The following is a 16722-nucleotide window of genomic DNA, read 5'->3' as shown; positions in this document are numbered from 1 at the left end:
TTATATGATAAAAAATCAACATGATCATAAAAAAACAAGGTACAATGATAACATGATGATTTAATTGTTAGACGATAATGAATACTTTACCTGTAATCAATCTCATGGGGCCAACTGCGAGTGGTAAAACGGCTTTGGCTTGTGCTTTATATGAGCAAGGTGGTTTTGAAATTATTTCCGTTGATTCTGCTTTGGTGTATCGTGATATGGATATTGGCACTGCTAAACCTAGTAAACAAGAACAAATACAGTACCCACATCATTTAATTGATATTATTTCGCCTTTAGAAACTTATTCAGCAGGTGATTTTGTGGTTGATGCACAGCAATTAATTGATGAAATTCATGCACGCAACAAAATTCCAATTTTAGTAGGTGGAACGATGTTGTATTTTAAAGCTCTGTTAGAAGGTTTATCAGGGCATTTACCAAGTGCAAATGCCGAAGTGCGTGCAGAAATTGAGCAACAAGCGGAGCAATATGGCTGGCAATTTATCTATGATGAATTGTGTCGAGTTGATGCGATTGCGGGACAAAAATTTCAAGTCAGTGATCGCCAACGCATTATGCGTGCATTAGAGGTGTATCGTATTACAGGTAAGCCAATTAGTCAATTACACGCAGAACAGCAAAAAACTGATTATTTATATCAATTTCATAATTATGCTTTATTGCCAGAGCGTGCAGAATTACATCAACGTATTGAAAAACGCTTACAAATGATGTGGGATATTGGATTTTTAGATGAAGTTGAAATGTTGATTGAAAAATACAATGTTACTGAAAATTTAACTTCAATGCGTTGTGTTGGTTATCGTCAAGTTCTCGAATATTTACAAAAAGGAGAATTTAGTCAAAAAAATCAGCAAGAAATGCAGGATAAAGCTTTGTTTGCTACACGACAATTAGCTAAACGTCAATACACTTGGCTACGCTCTTTGCAAAAAGAGCATGAATTTATCAGTTTTGATTGTACTAAAAATGCAATTCAGCACTTGCTAAATTCTTATAAATCAAGCACAATTTAACCGCTACTTTTTTTATAAGTTTAAATAAGTTTTAAATTAAACAATTTTAGGGTAGCTTTTAAATTAAATTCTAAATTTTTGGAGTTAAAAATATGTCTAAAGGTCAAACCTTACAAGACCCGTTCTTGAATTCATTACGCAAAGAACGTATTCCTGTTTCAATCTTTTTAGTAAACGGTATCAAATTACAAGGTCATATTGAATCTTTTGACCAATATGTGGTTTTATTAAAAAATACAGTAAGCCAAATGGTTTATAAACATGCAATTTCTACAGTAGTTCCAGCACGTAACCCACGCCCAGCAGGTGCTCCAGCAGGACAGCCAACAGGTTTCGGTGCTCCACAAGGTGGTTTTGGTACACAAGCTGGTTTCGGTGCTCCACAAGGCGGTTTCGGTACACAAGGCGGTTTCGGTACACAAGGCGGTTTCGGTGCTCCACAAAGTGGTTTTGGTACACAAGGCGGTTTCGGTGCTCCACAAAGTGGTTTTGGTACGCAAGGAGGCTTTGGTACTCCACAAGCTGGTTTCGGCACACAAGGTGGTTTTGGTGTTAATAACGACTATGATGCTGATGCAAAATATGACAACCAAGACGACGAACAAGCGTAAAATAAATTTATTTCCAATAACACCATCTTTTATGACAGGCATTTAAATATTGGAAGATTAAAAAGTTGAGATATTATTATCTCAACTTTTTTATTATGTGAAACTTTGTTAATAAACTGTTAATTATCCTTGAAAATTTTATATAATTACCGCATAGTGTTGTTATGATTGAAATGTCATATTAATTTTTGTTTTTAAGAGGATTTTTCCAATGATGCGAATAGGTTTGTTTTTGCTAACTAACCTTGCTGTCTTGGTGGTAGCAGGCATTATCTTGTCGATCTTGGGTGTCGGAAGTTATCGTTCGGCAGGTGGTCTTAACTTAGGTAATTTATTAGTTTTCTGTTTCGTTTTTGGTATGGTGGGTTCTTTAATCTCACTCTTTATCTCAAAATGGATGGCGAAACGTACCACAGGTACAGAAATTATTGACCCAAATGCACCACGTAATCAAGCCGAGGTATGGTTGTTACAAACGGTGGCTGATTTAGCTCAACGTTCAAATATTAAAATGCCAGAAGTAGGAATTTTCCCATCTTATCAGCCGAATGCTTTTGCAACAGGTTGGAATAAAAATGATGCTTTAGTAGCAGTATCGACAGGCTTATTAGAGCGTATGAATAAAGATGAGTTGCGTGCGGTATTAGCCCATGAAATTGGACACGTTGCCAATGGCGATATGGTTACTTTGTCTTTAATTCAAGGTGTAGTAAACGCATTTGTAATGTTCTTTGCTCGAGTGGTAGGCGATTTTATTGACCGTAATATTTTAGGTAATGAAGAAGGTAGTGGTTGGGGTTATTTCTTTATTGTGATGGTCTTAGATATTGTGTTTGGCGTTTTAGCTTCTGCAATTGTAATGTGGTTCTCTCGTTATCGTGAATATCGTGCTGATGAAGCAGGTGCACGTTTAGCTGGTAAAGAAGCCATGATTTCTGCATTATTACGCTTACAAGACACGGTAGATATGCCAGATGCTATGCCAAAAGAAATGAAAGCAATGGCAATTGCTGAAAGCAAATCTGAAGGTTTTAGTTTAGCTGCATTGTTCCAAACTCACCCAAGCATTGAGCAACGTGTAGAGGCTTTGCGTAAATTGAATATCTAATCTATGATTAGATAAAAGATTAACAGCGGTTCAAATATTTGAGCCGTTTTTTATTGATTGTTGCTAAGCAAACCGAGTAAATTATGCTAAAATATGCGGTTCTCACATAACCATTTTATATAGTATAGTTAATTCAATTCAAAATTGAACAGTAGGGGCGAATCATATTCTCCCAAGTTATTGATTTTAAATAGGTTTTATATAATCAACCCCTACATTTACTGTATTATTCTGATATAAATCGACTATAAAAGGTGCTGAATATGCGTTTTGTTCATCTTGTTTTACATACTGAATTTTCGATTACTGAATCGATTATTCGTATCCCTCAAGCTGTAAAAACAGCAGTTCAACATCAAATGCCTGCTTTAGCCATTACTGATTTATCGAATTTGCATGCAGCCATTAAATTTTATCAGAAATGTTTAGCAGAAGGTATTAAACCAATTCTAGGTAGCCAAATCCGTTTACAAGATAGTGAACATCGTGTTACGTTATTGGCAATGAACGAACAGGGATTTAAAAATTTAACAGAAATAGTGTCTCGTGGTTTTAGTCAAGGCAAACAACAAGATATCCCATGTGTACAACAAGAATGGATTTTTGAGCAACATGAAGGCTTAATTGTATTGATGGGTGTGCAAAGTCCAATGGGACAAATATTAGCCTCTAATCATCAAAATAAAGCGGAACCATTATTACAACAATGGCTTACTTATTTTGGTAATCGTTTTTATTTTGCACTAAGTCGTACGCAACGTCCACAAGAAGAAGATTTTATTCGTAGTGCAGTACAATATGCTGAACAATATCAAATTGGTGTAGTGGCACATAATGATGTTCATTTTATTCATCGTGATGATTTTGATGCACATGAAGCACGAACGTGTATTGCTGATGGCTATACTTTAAATGATGAACGCCGTCCAAAACGTTATAGTGCAGAACAATATTTTAAAACACATGATGAAATGTGTGCATTATTTGCCGATATTCCGAGTGCTATCGAAAATAGTTTTTATATCGCACAACGTTGTACGGTTGAATTAAAATTAGGCACTTATTTTTTACCTGAATATCCAATTCCAGATGGCTTTACTATGGATAGCTTTTTTGGGCATCTGGCAAAAAAAGGGTTAGAAGAGCGTTTGGATTTTCTTTATCCGATTGAAAACCGTGATGAGCGTTGGGAAGAAATTCGTAAACCTTATGATGAGCGTTTGCAATATGAAGTTGAAATTATTTTACAAATGGGCTTTCCAGGTTATTTCTTAATTGTTATGGATTTTATTCAATGGGCAAAAAATAATGGTGTGCCTGTAGGGCCGGGGCGTGGTTCGGGTGCAGGTTCATTAGTGGCGTACAGTTTGAAAATTACTGATTTAGACCCATTACGTTATGAGTTATTATTTGAACGTTTTTTAAATCCTGAACGTGTTTCTATGCCAGATTTTGACGTAGACTTTTGTATTGCTGGGCGTGATAAAGTCATTAATTATGTTGCTGAAAATTATGGACGTGAAGCAGTATCACAAATTGCAACTTTTGGTACGATGGCTGCAAAAGGGGTGATTAAAGATGTAGCTCGTGTATTAGGAAAATCATATGGTTTAGCTGATCGTATGTCTAAATTAGTGCCAAGTAAACCAGGAACGGCTTTAGGCGAAGCGATAGAAGAAGTGACTGAACTTAAGGATATGATTACTAATCCAAATAACCCTGATTATGATGATGCCAGCGAAATTTGGGAAATGGGCTTGAAATTAGAGGGTATTACACGCAATACAGGAAAACACGCAGGCGGTGTCGTCATTGCACCAGGGAAAATTACAGATTTTTCAGCGATTATGTGTGATGAAGATGGCAGTAACCGAGTCAGCCAATATGATAAAGATGATGTAGAATCGGCAGGTTTGGTTAAATTTGACTTTTTAGGTTTACGTAATTTAACGGTAATTGATGAAAGTTTAGCCATGATTAATGCTAATCGTGCGATTGAACAACAAATTGATATTTCACGTATTCCTTTAGATGACCCTGAAGCTTATCGCATTTTTGCTGAAGCGAAAACTACTGCTGTATTCCAGTTTGAATCGGTGGGGATGAAGCGTATGTTAAAAGATGCAAAACCAAGTAAATTTGAAGAAATTATTGCCTTTGTATCTTTGTATCGTCCAGGTCCGATGGACTTAATTCCTGATTTTATTGCCCGTATGCACGGACAAAAATTTGAATATTTACACCCGTTGTTATCTGATGTTTTAAAGCCAACTTATGGCATTATGGTATATCAAGAGCAGGTCATGCAAACAGCACAAATTTGTGCAGGTTATACACTTGGTGGTGCAGACTTATTACGCCGTGCGATGGGTAAAAAGAAACCAGAGGAAATGGTTAAACAACGTCAAATTTTTAATCAAGGTGCATTAGAAAAGGGTATTGATGAAGCGACATCAAACCATATTTTTGATTTCATGGAAAAATTCGCAGGTTATGGTTTTAACAAATCTCACGCAGCTGCTTATGCTTTAGTAGCATATCAAACGGCTTGGTTAAAAGCACATTATCCTGCTGAATTTATGGCAGCAGTGCTATCATCAGAAATGACAGATACAGATACGATTGTATTTTTAATTGATGATAGTCGTAATTTAGGTCTAACCGTTACGCCACCGTCTATCAATCAATCGATGTATCGTTTTACAACAAGTGATGAAAAAACTATTGTGTATGGTTTAGGTGCGATTAAAGGTGTTGGCGAATCTGCGATGCAATCGGTCATTGATGCTCGCCAAAAAGATGGTCAATTTAAAGATTTATTTGATTTTTGCCATCGTGTTGATTTAAAAAAAATTAATAAACGTACTTTAGAAGCATTAATCCGTGCAGGTGCATTTGATTGTTTTGGTGAAGAGCGTGCAAGTTTAATGCAATATCTTCCAGAGGCGGTACAAGCGGCTGAACAGGCTCGCCATAATCGTGAAACAGGGATTATGGATTTATTTGGTGAAGTGGAAGAAGTTCAACGTAAGCCATTACAACCGATTAAAGCATGGACAGATGAGGTGCGTTTACAAGGTGAAAAAGATACATTGGGTTTGTATTTGACAGGACATCCAATGGATATTTATCGTAAAGAGTTAAAGACTTTTATTCCACGTAAATTAAATGAATTATTGCCTAAAGGTGGTTCAACTTTATTTGCTGGTTTAGTGGTTGATGTGGCAAATTTTCCAAATCGAGTAGTGATTCGTTTAGATGATGGCACGGCACGTTTAGATGTAAATTGTAATCATGAACGTTTTCAACGATTTAAGCATATTGTAAAAGAAAATGCTTTAGTGATTATTGAAGGTTCGATTTATCAACGTGAGAATGATGAAACTATTATGGCACGTTTAAATCGTGCATTTGATTTAGATGAAATTCGCCAAAAACGTGCTTCAATGATTTGTTTGACTTTACCAGAGCAATATTTAACTGAAAAAGTTGCGAAAGATTTAAAGCAAATGCTATTACCATATAGCCAAATTAATAACAGCGGTGAGCTGAAAAAACGTGTTCCTGTTATGTTACATATAGAACAAAATTATGCTAAAGCCAATCTATATTTTGATGAAAAATGGAATGTTGAGCCAAACGAAAGTTTAATTGCTCAATTACGTGAATATTTTGGTAAGCAAGCGGTCGATATTCAATATGTGGTAAAATCTAAAGCATTAGAGAAAAAGAATAGTTTTGAAAGTCAGAAAACAAGTTATGATGAAAGTTATCAAAATGACTATCAGAATAGGGAATATGATGATTATCAAACCGAAGATTTTTCAGCTTATGATGAGATAATTAGTGTAGATTCATATGAGATGTACAGTTAATATGTCAGAATATAGTAATGAGTTTATTCTTTAATTCTATGTTTCAATAACAAACAGCCACGATATGATTATCATGGCTGTTCTATTCACAAGAAAAGATTATTTCTCTTGTTGTTTTGCTTGAATTGCGGTTAATGCGATAGTAAATACAATATCATCAACCAAAGCACCACGAGACAAGTCATTGACAGGTTTATTTAAACCTTGCAACATTGGACCTACACTCACGACATTTGCTGAACGTTGTACCGCTTTATAAGTGGTATTACCCGTATTTAAATCAGGGAAAATAAATACATTGGCACGACCAGCGACTTTAGAATCAGGTGCTTTAGAACGTCCAACACTTTCAACAGATGCTGCATCGTATTGTAAAGGACCATCAATTAATAAATCTGGACGGCGTTCTTGTGCAATTTTTACTGCTGCAGCGACTTTTTCCACATCAGCACCTGCACCAGATGTACCTGTAGAATAACTAATCATTGCAATGCGTGGGTCAATACCAAACGCTTTTGCTGAATCTGCTGATTGAATCGCAATTTCTGCTAATTGTTCCGCTGTAGGGTTTGGATTTACCGCACAGTCACCATACACAAACACTTCTTCAGGCAATAACATGAAGAATACCGATGATACAAGTGAATATTCAGGAGCTGTTTTAATCAACTGGAATGCAGGACGGATTGTATTTGCAGTCGTATGTACCGCACCAGAGACCAAACCATCCACTTCATCTAAAGCAAGCATCATTGTACCTAAAACAACAGTATCTTGTAATTGTTCTTCGGCTTGTGGCTCGTTAAGTTTACCTTTACGGCGTTCAACCATTGGCGCGATATATTTATCACGAATGGTATCTGGGTCGATAATTTCTAAACCAGCAGGTAATTCAATGTTACGAGCTTTCGCCACTTCTGCCACAGCTTCTGGTTTTGCCAATAAAATACAGTGTGCAATGCCACGAGATTGACAAATTGCAGCCGCTTGAATGGTACGAGGCTCATCACCTTCAGGAAGTACGATACGTTTTTTCGCTGCAATCGAATTTTGTACCAATTCATAACGGAACGCTGATGGAGATAGACGTGGTTTATTACCAACACTATTTTGCTCTAACCAGTTTTGACAAATATGGCTAGCCACAAAACGAGCGACTTGTGATGCACGTTCGCTATCATCGCTTGGTACTTCATTGCTAAAATTCGCAAGGCGTTGAGCGGTTTCTAATACACTTAATGGCGTATAGAATACTGGTAAATCATGTCCTTTTTTCGAATCTAAAATTTGACTTGGCGTTAAACCATGCTCTGCCAATACTAAACCTGCTAATGGTACACCACGATTCACTGCATCACTACTTGCAAGTAATACATCATCACGACCGCTTGCACTGATAATTAATTCACCAGCTACAAATTTATTCAATTCTTTTTCGATCGTTGAAGCAATCAAACTGGTATGCAAAATACGGCGAGTTTTCGCTTTACCTTCATTAATCCATTCACCATCAATTGCATTGGCAATATCAAAAGTACGAGGAACGCTCAGATGACTACTAAATGGGACTAAACCTAAAATTGGTAATTTATCAGTCCCTAAAATTGGGTTATATTCTTGCAGTTGTTTAGCAAATTGAGCAATCTCATCATTCAGGCGTAAACTTGGGTCAATTGCCACTGGAATTTGTGCTTTATCTTCGCTTAAGCCACGAGCACGCATGAATAATACGCCTGATACACGATTGCCAAATGTGCGTAATTGCACATCAACTTTATCAGCCGTGCGATGTGGGTCTTGTAAATAAGATTTGCTGACTAATACCACTTTCGCATCTAAGGCTTGAGCTAAGGCAACATTGACTTGGTTTACAAATGGGTCTTTACCAGATGGTAATAAACCTTCAACAATAATCACATCATGCTGTTTAGCCACTTCACGATGTAATTTCACCGCTTCTTCCAATAATTCATCGATTTGACCTTTAGCCAAGTATTTTACGACTTTTTCATAGCTAATCGGTTGAATATATTTGCGGTCAGCAAACAGTTGTTGATGTAATGCAGTTGTGCTATCAACAGGTTTTTTAGTTTCTTGGGTAAATGGTTTTAAAAATCCTGCTTGAATGCCTTTTAAATCAAAACCAGCAACCAAACCTAAACTTGCAGATGTTACCCCTGCACCGAGTTCAGTTGGAACGAGTAAAATTGTATTCATATCATTATTCCAAATATTAATTAAATAAGATAAGTATCATTCCCAACATGATATCAATTATTGATATTATGTAGGGGCGGAAGATTTTCCGCCCGTACAGCAGTCAATATTTTAAATCATAGCAATAGATGATGGCTTTAAGTTGAGAATGAATTTATCATTTAAAATGTAAATATAGGGTACATCATCAGTACCTTATACGAATATTCGTAGGGGCAAATCATATTTGCCCAATGATTTTTAAATTGGGCGAAAATATTTCGCCCCTACGACATTTCAATTAACCATTCACAACCGCACGTGTTTCTTGAGCGATACGACCTTCTTCATCCGTTGGTACCACCCAAATTTGTGGACCTGTACCTGCATCGACTTGACCTGCTGTACCACGTTTTAAGCCATCATTTTTCTCTTTGCTGATGTTAAAACCTAAGTTACCTAAGTAAGCAACGGTTTTTTCACGGATTAACGCAGAGTTTTCACCAATACCACCTGTGAAGATTAAACCATCAACTTTTGGTAAACCACAGCTCACGCTTGCTAATGATTTCGCTAAACGGTAGCAGAACACTTCAATCGCAAGTTGAGCATCTTCATTACCATTTTCAGATGCTTCAATCAAAGTACGCATATCGTTTGATAAGCCTGATAAACCTAATAGACCAGATTCGCTATTTAGCATCTTGGTAATTTTGGCTAAATCCCAACCTAAGTTAGTCGCTAAGAAGTTGTGTAAACTTGGATCAACATCACCAGAACGTGTACCCATCACTAAGCCCTCAAGTGGTGTAAGACCCATTGATGTATCGACACTTTGACCATTCCAAATTGCACACGTTGAGCTACCATTACCTAAGTGAGCAGTGAGCCAACCACCTTGATTTTTTGCACCTGCCAACTCTGAACCTTTTTCAGAAACGAATGCATGGCTTGTGCCATGGAAACCATAACGGCGAACATTATGTTCAGTATAAAGTGATTTTGGAATCGCATAACGATACGCATGAGCTGGCATTGTTTGATGGAATGCAGTATCAAACACAGCAACTTGTGGTAATTTTGGGAATAAACGAGAAATCGCACGAATACCGATTAAGTGAGCAGGGTTATGTAATGGTGCTAAAGGTACAGCATCTTCAATACGCTTAATGATGTCATCAGTTAATAATTCTGATTTAGATAAAGTACCACCATGTACCACACGATGACCAATCGCTTGTGGTTTGTGTTCTGCTAAGCTATTTAAAATAATTTCTAATGCTTTTTCATGACCTGCACCTGCAACAGTTTGTTCAAATGCTTCCCCATTTCCATTTACACCTTTAATACGTGCATTATCTGAACCTAAATTTTCGGCTAATCCTTGAATGCGTTCAGATTTACCTTCTTCAACTAAAGCATATTTTAACGATGATGAACCACAGTTAATAACTAAAACTGATGTAGACATAATGTTTCCTCAACAAGTCCATGAAAAAAAAGAAATTATACATTTATCTTGCTATTGTGCAAGATATGTACCAATAATACGCTTGTTAGCATAAAACTTTAACTTTGATAAATAAATTAGACTAAAGGCGTATATTGGCATTTTAGCATAAGATTTTCCATAACATTGTTTGATATTTATCATGTTGCAAATAAATAGTACAAACAATATTATTATTTGCCTAAAAAAACGCCATTAATTCATCAAAATAACAAAAAAATCATAATTTCACTTGTCAGCATTCAACTGATTGCGTAACATTACCCATAATTTTTCTCTTTTATATTTATTGATATCCATTGTGGAGACATAAACATGAGTTTACCTCAAGTAGAATTGATGACAAATAAAGGTCGCATTGTTCTTGAATTAAATGATGAAAAAGCACCAATTACGGTTGCTAATTTTTTATCTTATGTGCGTGACGGTTTTTATGATGGGGTAATTTTCCATCGTGTAATTGATGGATTTATGATTCAAGGTGGTGGCTTTGACGAAAGTTTCCATGAAAAAACAACACGTGATAGTATTGAAAATGAAGCAGATAATGGTTTAACAAATGATGTTGGTACGATTGCGATGGCTCGTACACAAGCACCACATTCTGCATCTGCACAATTTTTCATCAATGTAGCCAATAATAGTTTCTTAAATCATACGAGTCCAACAGTACAAGGTTGGGGGTATGCTGTATTTGGTAAAGTGATTGAAGGTATGGATGTTGTAAACCAAATCAAAGGTGTACGTACAGGTAGCCGTGGTTATCATCAAGATGTACCACTTGAAAATGTTGTGATTGAAACTGCAAAAGTAATCGGTGAATAAACCTTAGGTTTTATTTGCAATGATCACATATCTGTTTATTTCAGATTTACATTTATCCGAGCAACACCCTTGTCTAGTACAAGGGTTTTTTGCTTTACTTCAGCATTATCAATCTTATCATCATGTTAAATTATATATTTTAGGTGATTGGTTTAATGCTTGGCTAGGCGATGATGTGCAAAGTCAATGGCTTAATAAAATTATTGAACATTTACAACAGTTTACACGATTAGGACATGAAATTTATTTTTTGGCGGGTAATCGAGATTTTTTATTGGGGCGAGATTTTTTAAATCATTTCCAAGGTAAATTATTGGCAGAAAATGTATTATTGAACATTGCTCAAAAAAATATTCGTATTGAACATGGCGATGCATTATGTACTGATGATATTTCGTATCAACGCTTTAAAAAACTCATTCGTTCACCAATAATTTTAATGCTATTAAAACATTCTCCCTTAGCTTTTCGACAAAAATTAGCCAATAAATTACGTCAAAATAGTTTGCAAGCGAATCAACAAAAAACATTTACTATTATGGATGTAAACGCAACTGCAGTACAGCAAGTGATGGAAAATGTTGATATTTTAATTCATGGGCATACTCATCGACCACAAATTCATCATATTGAACGTAAACAAAGAATTGTTTTGGGTGATTGGCGAGAGCGAAATATTGAGCATTCAACTTCCGTGGAAGCGATGATTTTAGAAATGAATGATGCGGGTTTAATTGATTTTAAATTATGGTTATATTGCTCATAAATGATTTATCTATTCTGTCCATTCATTTTACAAAAAAGCATAAAATATTTTAGATAAACATTCCCATTTTTACTGATAAACCGCTATAATAAACCAAGAGATTTAGTGGGATTTATTCAATGATAAATCCAATGTTTTAAAACTAACGTGAGTTTGGGATATTTATCTATATAACTTATTTGATATTAAAAGTTATAGATGACATTGATTGATACTCGTAGGGTGCGTACTACGCACCATTTATAAGTTTTCATCTACATCTTTTGTATTTAATAGGTTATAGTTGTTAAACAGAACTCACATTAAAACCAAATTAAAATCATCGTAAACAAGCTATCATGACTTTTATGATTTAACTTAGAGTCATCAGCAAGTAAAGCGTATTTTAATTTTATATTAGGATTGAAAATTATGGCTTATACATTACCAGAATTGGGTTATGCGTATGACGCATTAGAACCGCATTTTGATGCAATGACAATGGAAATCCACCATTCTAAGCATCATCAAGCATATATTAATAATGCAAATGGTGCATTAGAAGCATTACCAGAATTAGCAAATTTAACTGCTGAAGAGTTAATTGCTGATTTAAGCAAAGTACCAGAAGATAAACGTACATTCTTACGCAATAATGCAGGTGGTCATGCGAACCATAGTTTATTTTGGACAATTTTAAAAACTGGTACAACTTTACAAGGCGAATTAAAAGCGGCTATTGAGCGTGATTTTGGCTCAGTTGAAAATTTCCAAGCTGAATTTGAAAAAGCCGCAGCGACTCGTTTTGGTTCAGGTTGGGCATGGTTAGTGGTTGATGCGGGTAAATTAAAAGTAGTTTCTACTGCGAACCAAGATTCTCCATTAATGGGTACAGCTGTAGCGGGTTGTCAAGGTTATCCAATTATCGGTTTAGATGTATGGGAACACGCTTATTATTTAAAATTCCAAAATCGCCGTCCAGATTATATCAAGGCATTTTGGTCAGTTGTAAATTGGGATGAAGCTGCAAACCGTTTTGCTAATGCTCCTAAATAATCATCAAAGATGATAAAAAAATAAAGGCTCTGTAAAAAGAGCTTTTATTTTTTCAAATGTCTGAAATTATGGTAGAATAAGGCAATTTTAGCCTTTTGGAATATGAGAATGTCTGCATTTAAAATTACGGGGCGTATGGTTAATTTTAGTCGGTTAATTTTGGAAACGACTGACCAGCAACAAATCCGTGAACAGCTTACTGAATTATCAAAAAAAACACCATTATTAAATATTCCAATTGTTATTGATAGTACAGTTGAGCAAGAACTGATTGAAATTTTACAACTTTTTATTGCAGAAGGTTTACAGCCGATTGCGGTTGTGGAAGGTTTATTAGCCAATCAAGCACGAGATATTCAATTTCCTGTGTTACCGAAAGATCGTCCTGTAGAACGTATTCGAGCAACTGATGAACAAATTGCAGTGGTTAAAAATAGTGAACCATCTATTGTAGTTGCTGAAAATAAACCTGTTGAAATACCAGTAGAAACGCAGGTTGAAGCTGAGGTTAAAACGGTTGTTGTTGAGCATAAAACATCATTTCATCAAACCATGTTGCGTACAGGGCAGAGTTTAGTACAAGAATATGGTGATATTATTTTAACTGCAGGTACAAATAGTGGTTCAGAAGTTATTGCATCGGGTAATATTCATGTTTATGGTGCTGCACGTGGACGTTTAATTGCAGGTGCGTGTGGTGATATTCATGCCAAAATCTTTTGTCATGCTTTAAGTACAGAGTTAGTATCGATTGCAGGGGTATATTGTTTGGCTGATGATATTCCATTGCGTGTGGTAAATCGTCCGTGTTATATTTATTTAAATGAACAACAAGAATTATGTTTTGACTTGTTGGAATTTTAACCCAAATAGATTCATCATGTATTCAGATTATTTTAACTGTTATTTGAAAATAATCTAAAATTTATCGGCATAAACTGTTATAATTGTTTTATAATAGGTTGTTTTGAGTAATGTTACTGAGTTATATCAGATATTTTTAAATCAAAAATGGCTAAATAGCAAAGGCAGATTTATTTATATTGATGTAATTAAGTTATAAAATTAAGTTTTTATTTTAACAGGAGTGAGTTTCTGTGGCAAAAATTATTGTCGTAACTTCAGGTAAAGGCGGCGTAGGTAAAACAACAACGAGTGCAGCAGTTGCAACAGGTTTGGCATTGCGTGGTTATAAAACAGTTGTTATTGATTTTGATGTAGGCTTACGTAATTTAGACTTAATTATGGGTTGTGAACGCCGTGTAGTTTACGATTTTGTGAATGTCATCAACGGAGAAGCTCGTTTACAACAGGCTTTAATTAAAGATAAAGATTTAGATAATTTATTTATTTTACCTGCTTCACAAACACGTGATAAAGATGCTTTGACTGATGAAGGGGTTGCACGTGTTATGGAAGAGTTATCACAAGAATTTGACTATATTATTTGTGATTCTCCTGCAGGTATTGAGCGTGGTGCGATTTTAGCCATGTATCATGCTGATGAAGCGATTATTGTAACCAACCCTGAAATTTCATCGGTGCGTGACTCTGACCGTATTATTGGTATGCTTGATAGCAAAACTAAAAAAGTAGAACAAGGTAAAGGGATTGTACGCAAACACTTATGTATTACACGTTTTAATCCTGCTCGTGCAGATAAACAAGAAATGTTATCGATTGATGATATTTCTAAAGATATTTTACGTGTACCAACATTGGGTGTTATTCCAGAATGTCCTTTTGTATTACAAGCCTCGAATGAAGGTAAACCAGTTATTCTGTTTACTGAATCAAAATCAGGGCAGGCTTATGATGATTTAGTTGCTCGTTTTTTAGGTGAAGATCGTCCATATCGTCATATTGAAGCGGAACAAAAAGGGTGGTTCGCCCGCCTATTTGGAGGTTAATATGGGTTTTTGGGATAATCTTTTTAATTCAAAAAGTAAAAATAGTAGTGCTCAAACCGCAAAAGATCGCTTAAAAGTGATTGTAGCAAGTGAACATAGTCTAAGTCGCCGTTTAAGTCAAGATAAGATTGAACAAATGAAACGTGAGATTATGCAAGTGGTTAATCGTTATATGCGTGGTGTTGATGAAGAGCATATTCAAATGAAAATGCATAGTGATTCTAATACTGAAATGCTAGAAATGACGATTAATTTTCCTGATGAGCGTTAATACGATTATTTTAAGCAAGGAGTGTCAAAATGGCTGTTTCGCAACCTGCAACGTTTAATGAAGCATGGTCTGATGAGCGTGTATTTGCATATCTTAATCAATTACCACCAAATGGTGTAGATGCTGATTTTCATGTGTTATATCATGCGTTTAAACACATGCGTTCAACAGATTATGAACGTTTGCTCAAGAAATTTATTGCTGATGGTCGTGATGTTAATGCAACCAATGCACAGGGGCAACGTATTCATGATGTTATTGCACAGCATTCACGTCAAAAAGATGATTTTTTAGCAGTATTAGCACAATTTTCTGCTTAAGATGAATCTAAAAAGCACTTAATATGTTGATGATATTAAGTGCTTTTTTATTTGAATTATAAAATTGACAAACTCTCAATAATTTTATATATTACTGAAATATTATTTAATAGGAGTTTATTATGTTGCAAATGAATATGAATTTTCCAAGCATTATAGAAGTTACATTGAAAAATGAAAGTAAAACTTTACTTAACATTAATCAGATTGTGTCTGTTCAAGAGATAGAAGAAGCAGATTATGTTTATGTATATATGAGTGATAGTTCAAAATTGGCTGTTAAATCTGATTATAATACTTTTAAACAAAAATTGAACTTATATATTAATTAATCTGAGTTCGGCTTAAATTAAATTTTGTAACCTTTTGAAATATAAAGATTAAGTAGGGTGTGTATTACGCACCATTTCGATGAAAAGTTATAAAAGGTGCGTGGTACGCACCCTACTTCTCTATAAAAACACTTAATATGTTGATGATATTAAGTGCTTTTTTATGAGAAAATGATTATTAATATTATATTTCAAATGTATCTGCTCTGTGAGAGTAGAATGGAATAATTAGACAATGACAAATGGAAAATTCCATATTAAAATACCTGTTATCTATACAAACAAGAGAACTTTATGTTTACATCTGAACAAGCCTTACAGCGTTTAAAAGAGGGTAATCAACGTTTTGTTGATGGGGAAATGACCGCATCTAAAACTTTATCACATGCTCAACGTGCTGAAATTGCACAAGGACAAAACCCCTTTGCGATTATTTTAGGGTGTTCAGATTCTCGTGTACCAGCAGAAATGGTATTTGATCAAGGTTTAGGCGATTTATTTGTTATTCGTGTAGCTGGAAATATTGTTGCACCCTCACAAGTAGGGAGTGTTGAGTTTGCGGCACAACAATATGATTGTTCAGTCGTTGTTGTATTAGGGCATACACATTGTGGTGCGATTCAAGCTACTATAGATGTTTTAACTAATCCTGAGAAACGTTCATCTGGTAATTTATTATCGATTGTAAATCGTGTACGCCCATCAGTAGAAATTTTAATGCAAACTGAATTAAAAGATGATTTGGAAAAACTATCTAAACATGCGGTGCGTTCTAATGTATTTGCTTCAGTTAATCAATTACGTCATGGTTCTGCAGTACTAGAAAATTTGATTGCACAAGGTAAACTTAAAATTGTTGGGGCGGAATATTCCTTAGAAACAGGGAAAGTAGAGTTTTTTGATTTTTAAGATAATAGACTTCTTTCCAAACTAAA

At 35.2% G+C, this 16722-nt stretch carries 15 protein-coding genes; 13 read left to right on the top strand and 2 right to left on the bottom strand.

Going from position 1 to position 16722, the window contains the following annotated elements; all coding sequences use genetic code 11:
* The first annotated feature begins 74 nt into the window (after positions 1–74).
* The 4 genes from miaA (at position 75) to dnaE (ending at position 6622) form a co-directional block, all read left to right on the top strand.
* Positions 75–1028 carry a tRNA (adenosine(37)-N6)-dimethylallyltransferase MiaA gene (gene miaA / locus LU301_RS06760; RefSeq protein WP_305273996.1) on the top strand — a complete coding sequence of 318 codons (954 nt, stop codon included), beginning with the start codon at positions 75–77 and terminating at the stop codon, positions 1026–1028.
* A gap of 92 nt (positions 1029–1120) precedes the next feature.
* Positions 1121–1639 carry an RNA chaperone Hfq gene (hfq, locus tag LU301_RS06755; protein WP_305268940.1) on the top strand — a complete coding sequence of 173 codons (519 nt, stop codon included), beginning with the start codon at positions 1121–1123 and terminating at the stop codon, positions 1637–1639.
* Between the two features lie 211 nt (positions 1640–1850).
* On the top strand, positions 1851–2747 hold the full coding sequence (gene htpX / locus LU301_RS06750; protein ID WP_305268938.1) for a protease HtpX: 897 nt from the start codon (positions 1851–1853) through the stop codon (positions 2745–2747).
* 263 nt (positions 2748–3010) lie between these two features.
* Positions 3011–6622 (top strand): DNA polymerase III subunit alpha, encoded by a 3612-nt coding sequence (gene dnaE / locus LU301_RS06745; protein ID WP_305268936.1) that lies wholly within the window; start codon positions 3011–3013, stop codon positions 6620–6622.
* Between the two features lie 99 nt (positions 6623–6721).
* Here the strand turns inward: dnaE and pta are convergent, their stop codons facing one another.
* Together pta and LU301_RS06735 are read right to left on the bottom strand one after the other, a co-directional pair.
* Positions 6722–8839, bottom strand: a complete 2118-nt coding sequence (gene pta / locus LU301_RS06740; protein WP_305268934.1) for a phosphate acetyltransferase — start codon at positions 8837–8839, stop codon at positions 6722–6724.
* A gap of 280 nt (positions 8840–9119) precedes the next feature.
* Positions 9120–10289 (bottom strand): acetate/propionate family kinase, encoded by a 1170-nt coding sequence (locus tag LU301_RS06735; RefSeq protein ID WP_305268932.1) that lies wholly within the window; start codon positions 10287–10289, stop codon positions 9120–9122.
* Positions 10290–10643: 354 nt separating this feature from the next.
* Here LU301_RS06735 and LU301_RS06730 point away from each other — a divergent pair, with 354 nt between their 5' ends.
* The 9 genes from LU301_RS06730 (at position 10644) to LU301_RS06690 (ending at position 16696) form a co-directional block, all read left to right on the top strand.
* Positions 10644–11153, top strand: a complete 510-nt coding sequence (locus LU301_RS06730; RefSeq protein ID WP_305268929.1) for a peptidylprolyl isomerase — start codon at positions 10644–10646, stop codon at positions 11151–11153.
* Between the two features lie 22 nt (positions 11154–11175).
* Positions 11176–11919, top strand: a complete 744-nt coding sequence (locus LU301_RS06725; RefSeq protein ID WP_305273994.1) for a UDP-2,3-diacylglucosamine diphosphatase — start codon at positions 11176–11178, stop codon at positions 11917–11919.
* A 411-nt stretch (positions 11920–12330) separates the two neighbouring features.
* On the top strand, positions 12331–12954 hold the full coding sequence (sodA, locus tag LU301_RS06720) for a superoxide dismutase [Mn] (protein ID WP_305268927.1): 624 nt from the start codon (positions 12331–12333) through the stop codon (positions 12952–12954).
* Positions 12955–13062: 108 nt separating this feature from the next.
* Complete coding sequence (gene minC, locus LU301_RS06715) at positions 13063–13818, top strand: septum site-determining protein MinC (RefSeq protein ID WP_305268924.1); 756 nt, start codon at positions 13063–13065, stop codon at positions 13816–13818.
* Between the two features lie 233 nt (positions 13819–14051).
* On the top strand, positions 14052–14864 hold the full coding sequence (gene minD / locus LU301_RS06710) for a septum site-determining protein MinD (protein ID WP_305268922.1): 813 nt from the start codon (positions 14052–14054) through the stop codon (positions 14862–14864).
* A 1-nt stretch (position 14865) separates the two neighbouring features.
* Positions 14866–15135, top strand: coding sequence for a cell division topological specificity factor MinE (gene minE / locus LU301_RS06705; RefSeq protein ID WP_305268920.1), 270 nt, complete (start codon positions 14866–14868; stop codon positions 15133–15135).
* 29 nt (positions 15136–15164) lie between these two features.
* Positions 15165–15455, top strand: a complete 291-nt coding sequence (locus LU301_RS06700) for a PA4642 family protein (protein WP_305268918.1) — start codon at positions 15165–15167, stop codon at positions 15453–15455.
* A gap of 122 nt (positions 15456–15577) precedes the next feature.
* Complete coding sequence (locus LU301_RS06695; RefSeq protein WP_305268915.1) at positions 15578–15787, top strand: hypothetical protein; 210 nt, start codon at positions 15578–15580, stop codon at positions 15785–15787.
* Between the two features lie 294 nt (positions 15788–16081).
* Entirely contained in the window at positions 16082–16696 is a 615-nt protein-coding gene (locus LU301_RS06690) for a carbonic anhydrase (protein WP_305268913.1), read from the top strand.
* Positions 16697–16722: the final 26 nt, after the last annotated feature.

The organism is Moraxella sp. ZY210820 (assembly GCF_030674635.1).
GTDB lineage: Bacteria > Pseudomonadota > Gammaproteobacteria > Pseudomonadales > Moraxellaceae > Acinetobacter.
Note: the sequence above shows the minus strand (reverse complement) of the source record. Positions and strands in the feature narration are given on the sequence as shown.

Bases quoted from the DNA above. Each gene is read 5' to 3' on its own strand.
- LU301_RS06700 (WP_305268918.1), top strand. From the start codon at position 15,165: ATGGCTGTTTCGCAACCTGCAACGTTTAATGAAGCATGGTCTGATGAG.
- minC (WP_305268924.1), top strand. From the start codon at position 13,063: ATGTCTGCATTTAAAATTACGGGGCGTATGGTTAATTTTAGTCGGTTA.
- hfq (WP_305268940.1), top strand. From the start codon at position 1,121: ATGTCTAAAGGTCAAACCTTACAAGACCCGTTCTTGAATTCATTACGC.
- LU301_RS06730 (WP_305268929.1), top strand. From the start codon at position 10,644: ATGAGTTTACCTCAAGTAGAATTGATGACAAATAAAGGTCGCATTGTT.
- minE (WP_305268920.1), top strand. From the start codon at position 14,866: ATGGGTTTTTGGGATAATCTTTTTAATTCAAAAAGTAAAAATAGTAGT.
- htpX (WP_305268938.1), top strand. From the start codon at position 1,851: ATGATGCGAATAGGTTTGTTTTTGCTAACTAACCTTGCTGTCTTGGTG.
- pta (WP_305268934.1), bottom strand. From the start codon at position 8,839: ATGAATACAATTTTACTCGTTCCAACTGAACTCGGTGCAGGGGTAACA.
- LU301_RS06735 (WP_305268932.1), bottom strand. From the start codon at position 10,289: ATGTCTACATCAGTTTTAGTTATTAACTGTGGTTCATCATCGTTAAAA.
- dnaE (WP_305268936.1), top strand. From the start codon at position 3,011: ATGCGTTTTGTTCATCTTGTTTTACATACTGAATTTTCGATTACTGAA.
- LU301_RS06695 (WP_305268915.1), top strand. From the start codon at position 15,578: ATGTTGCAAATGAATATGAATTTTCCAAGCATTATAGAAGTTACATTG.
- sodA (WP_305268927.1), top strand. From the start codon at position 12,331: ATGGCTTATACATTACCAGAATTGGGTTATGCGTATGACGCATTAGAA.
- LU301_RS06690 (WP_305268913.1), top strand. From the start codon at position 16,082: ATGTTTACATCTGAACAAGCCTTACAGCGTTTAAAAGAGGGTAATCAA.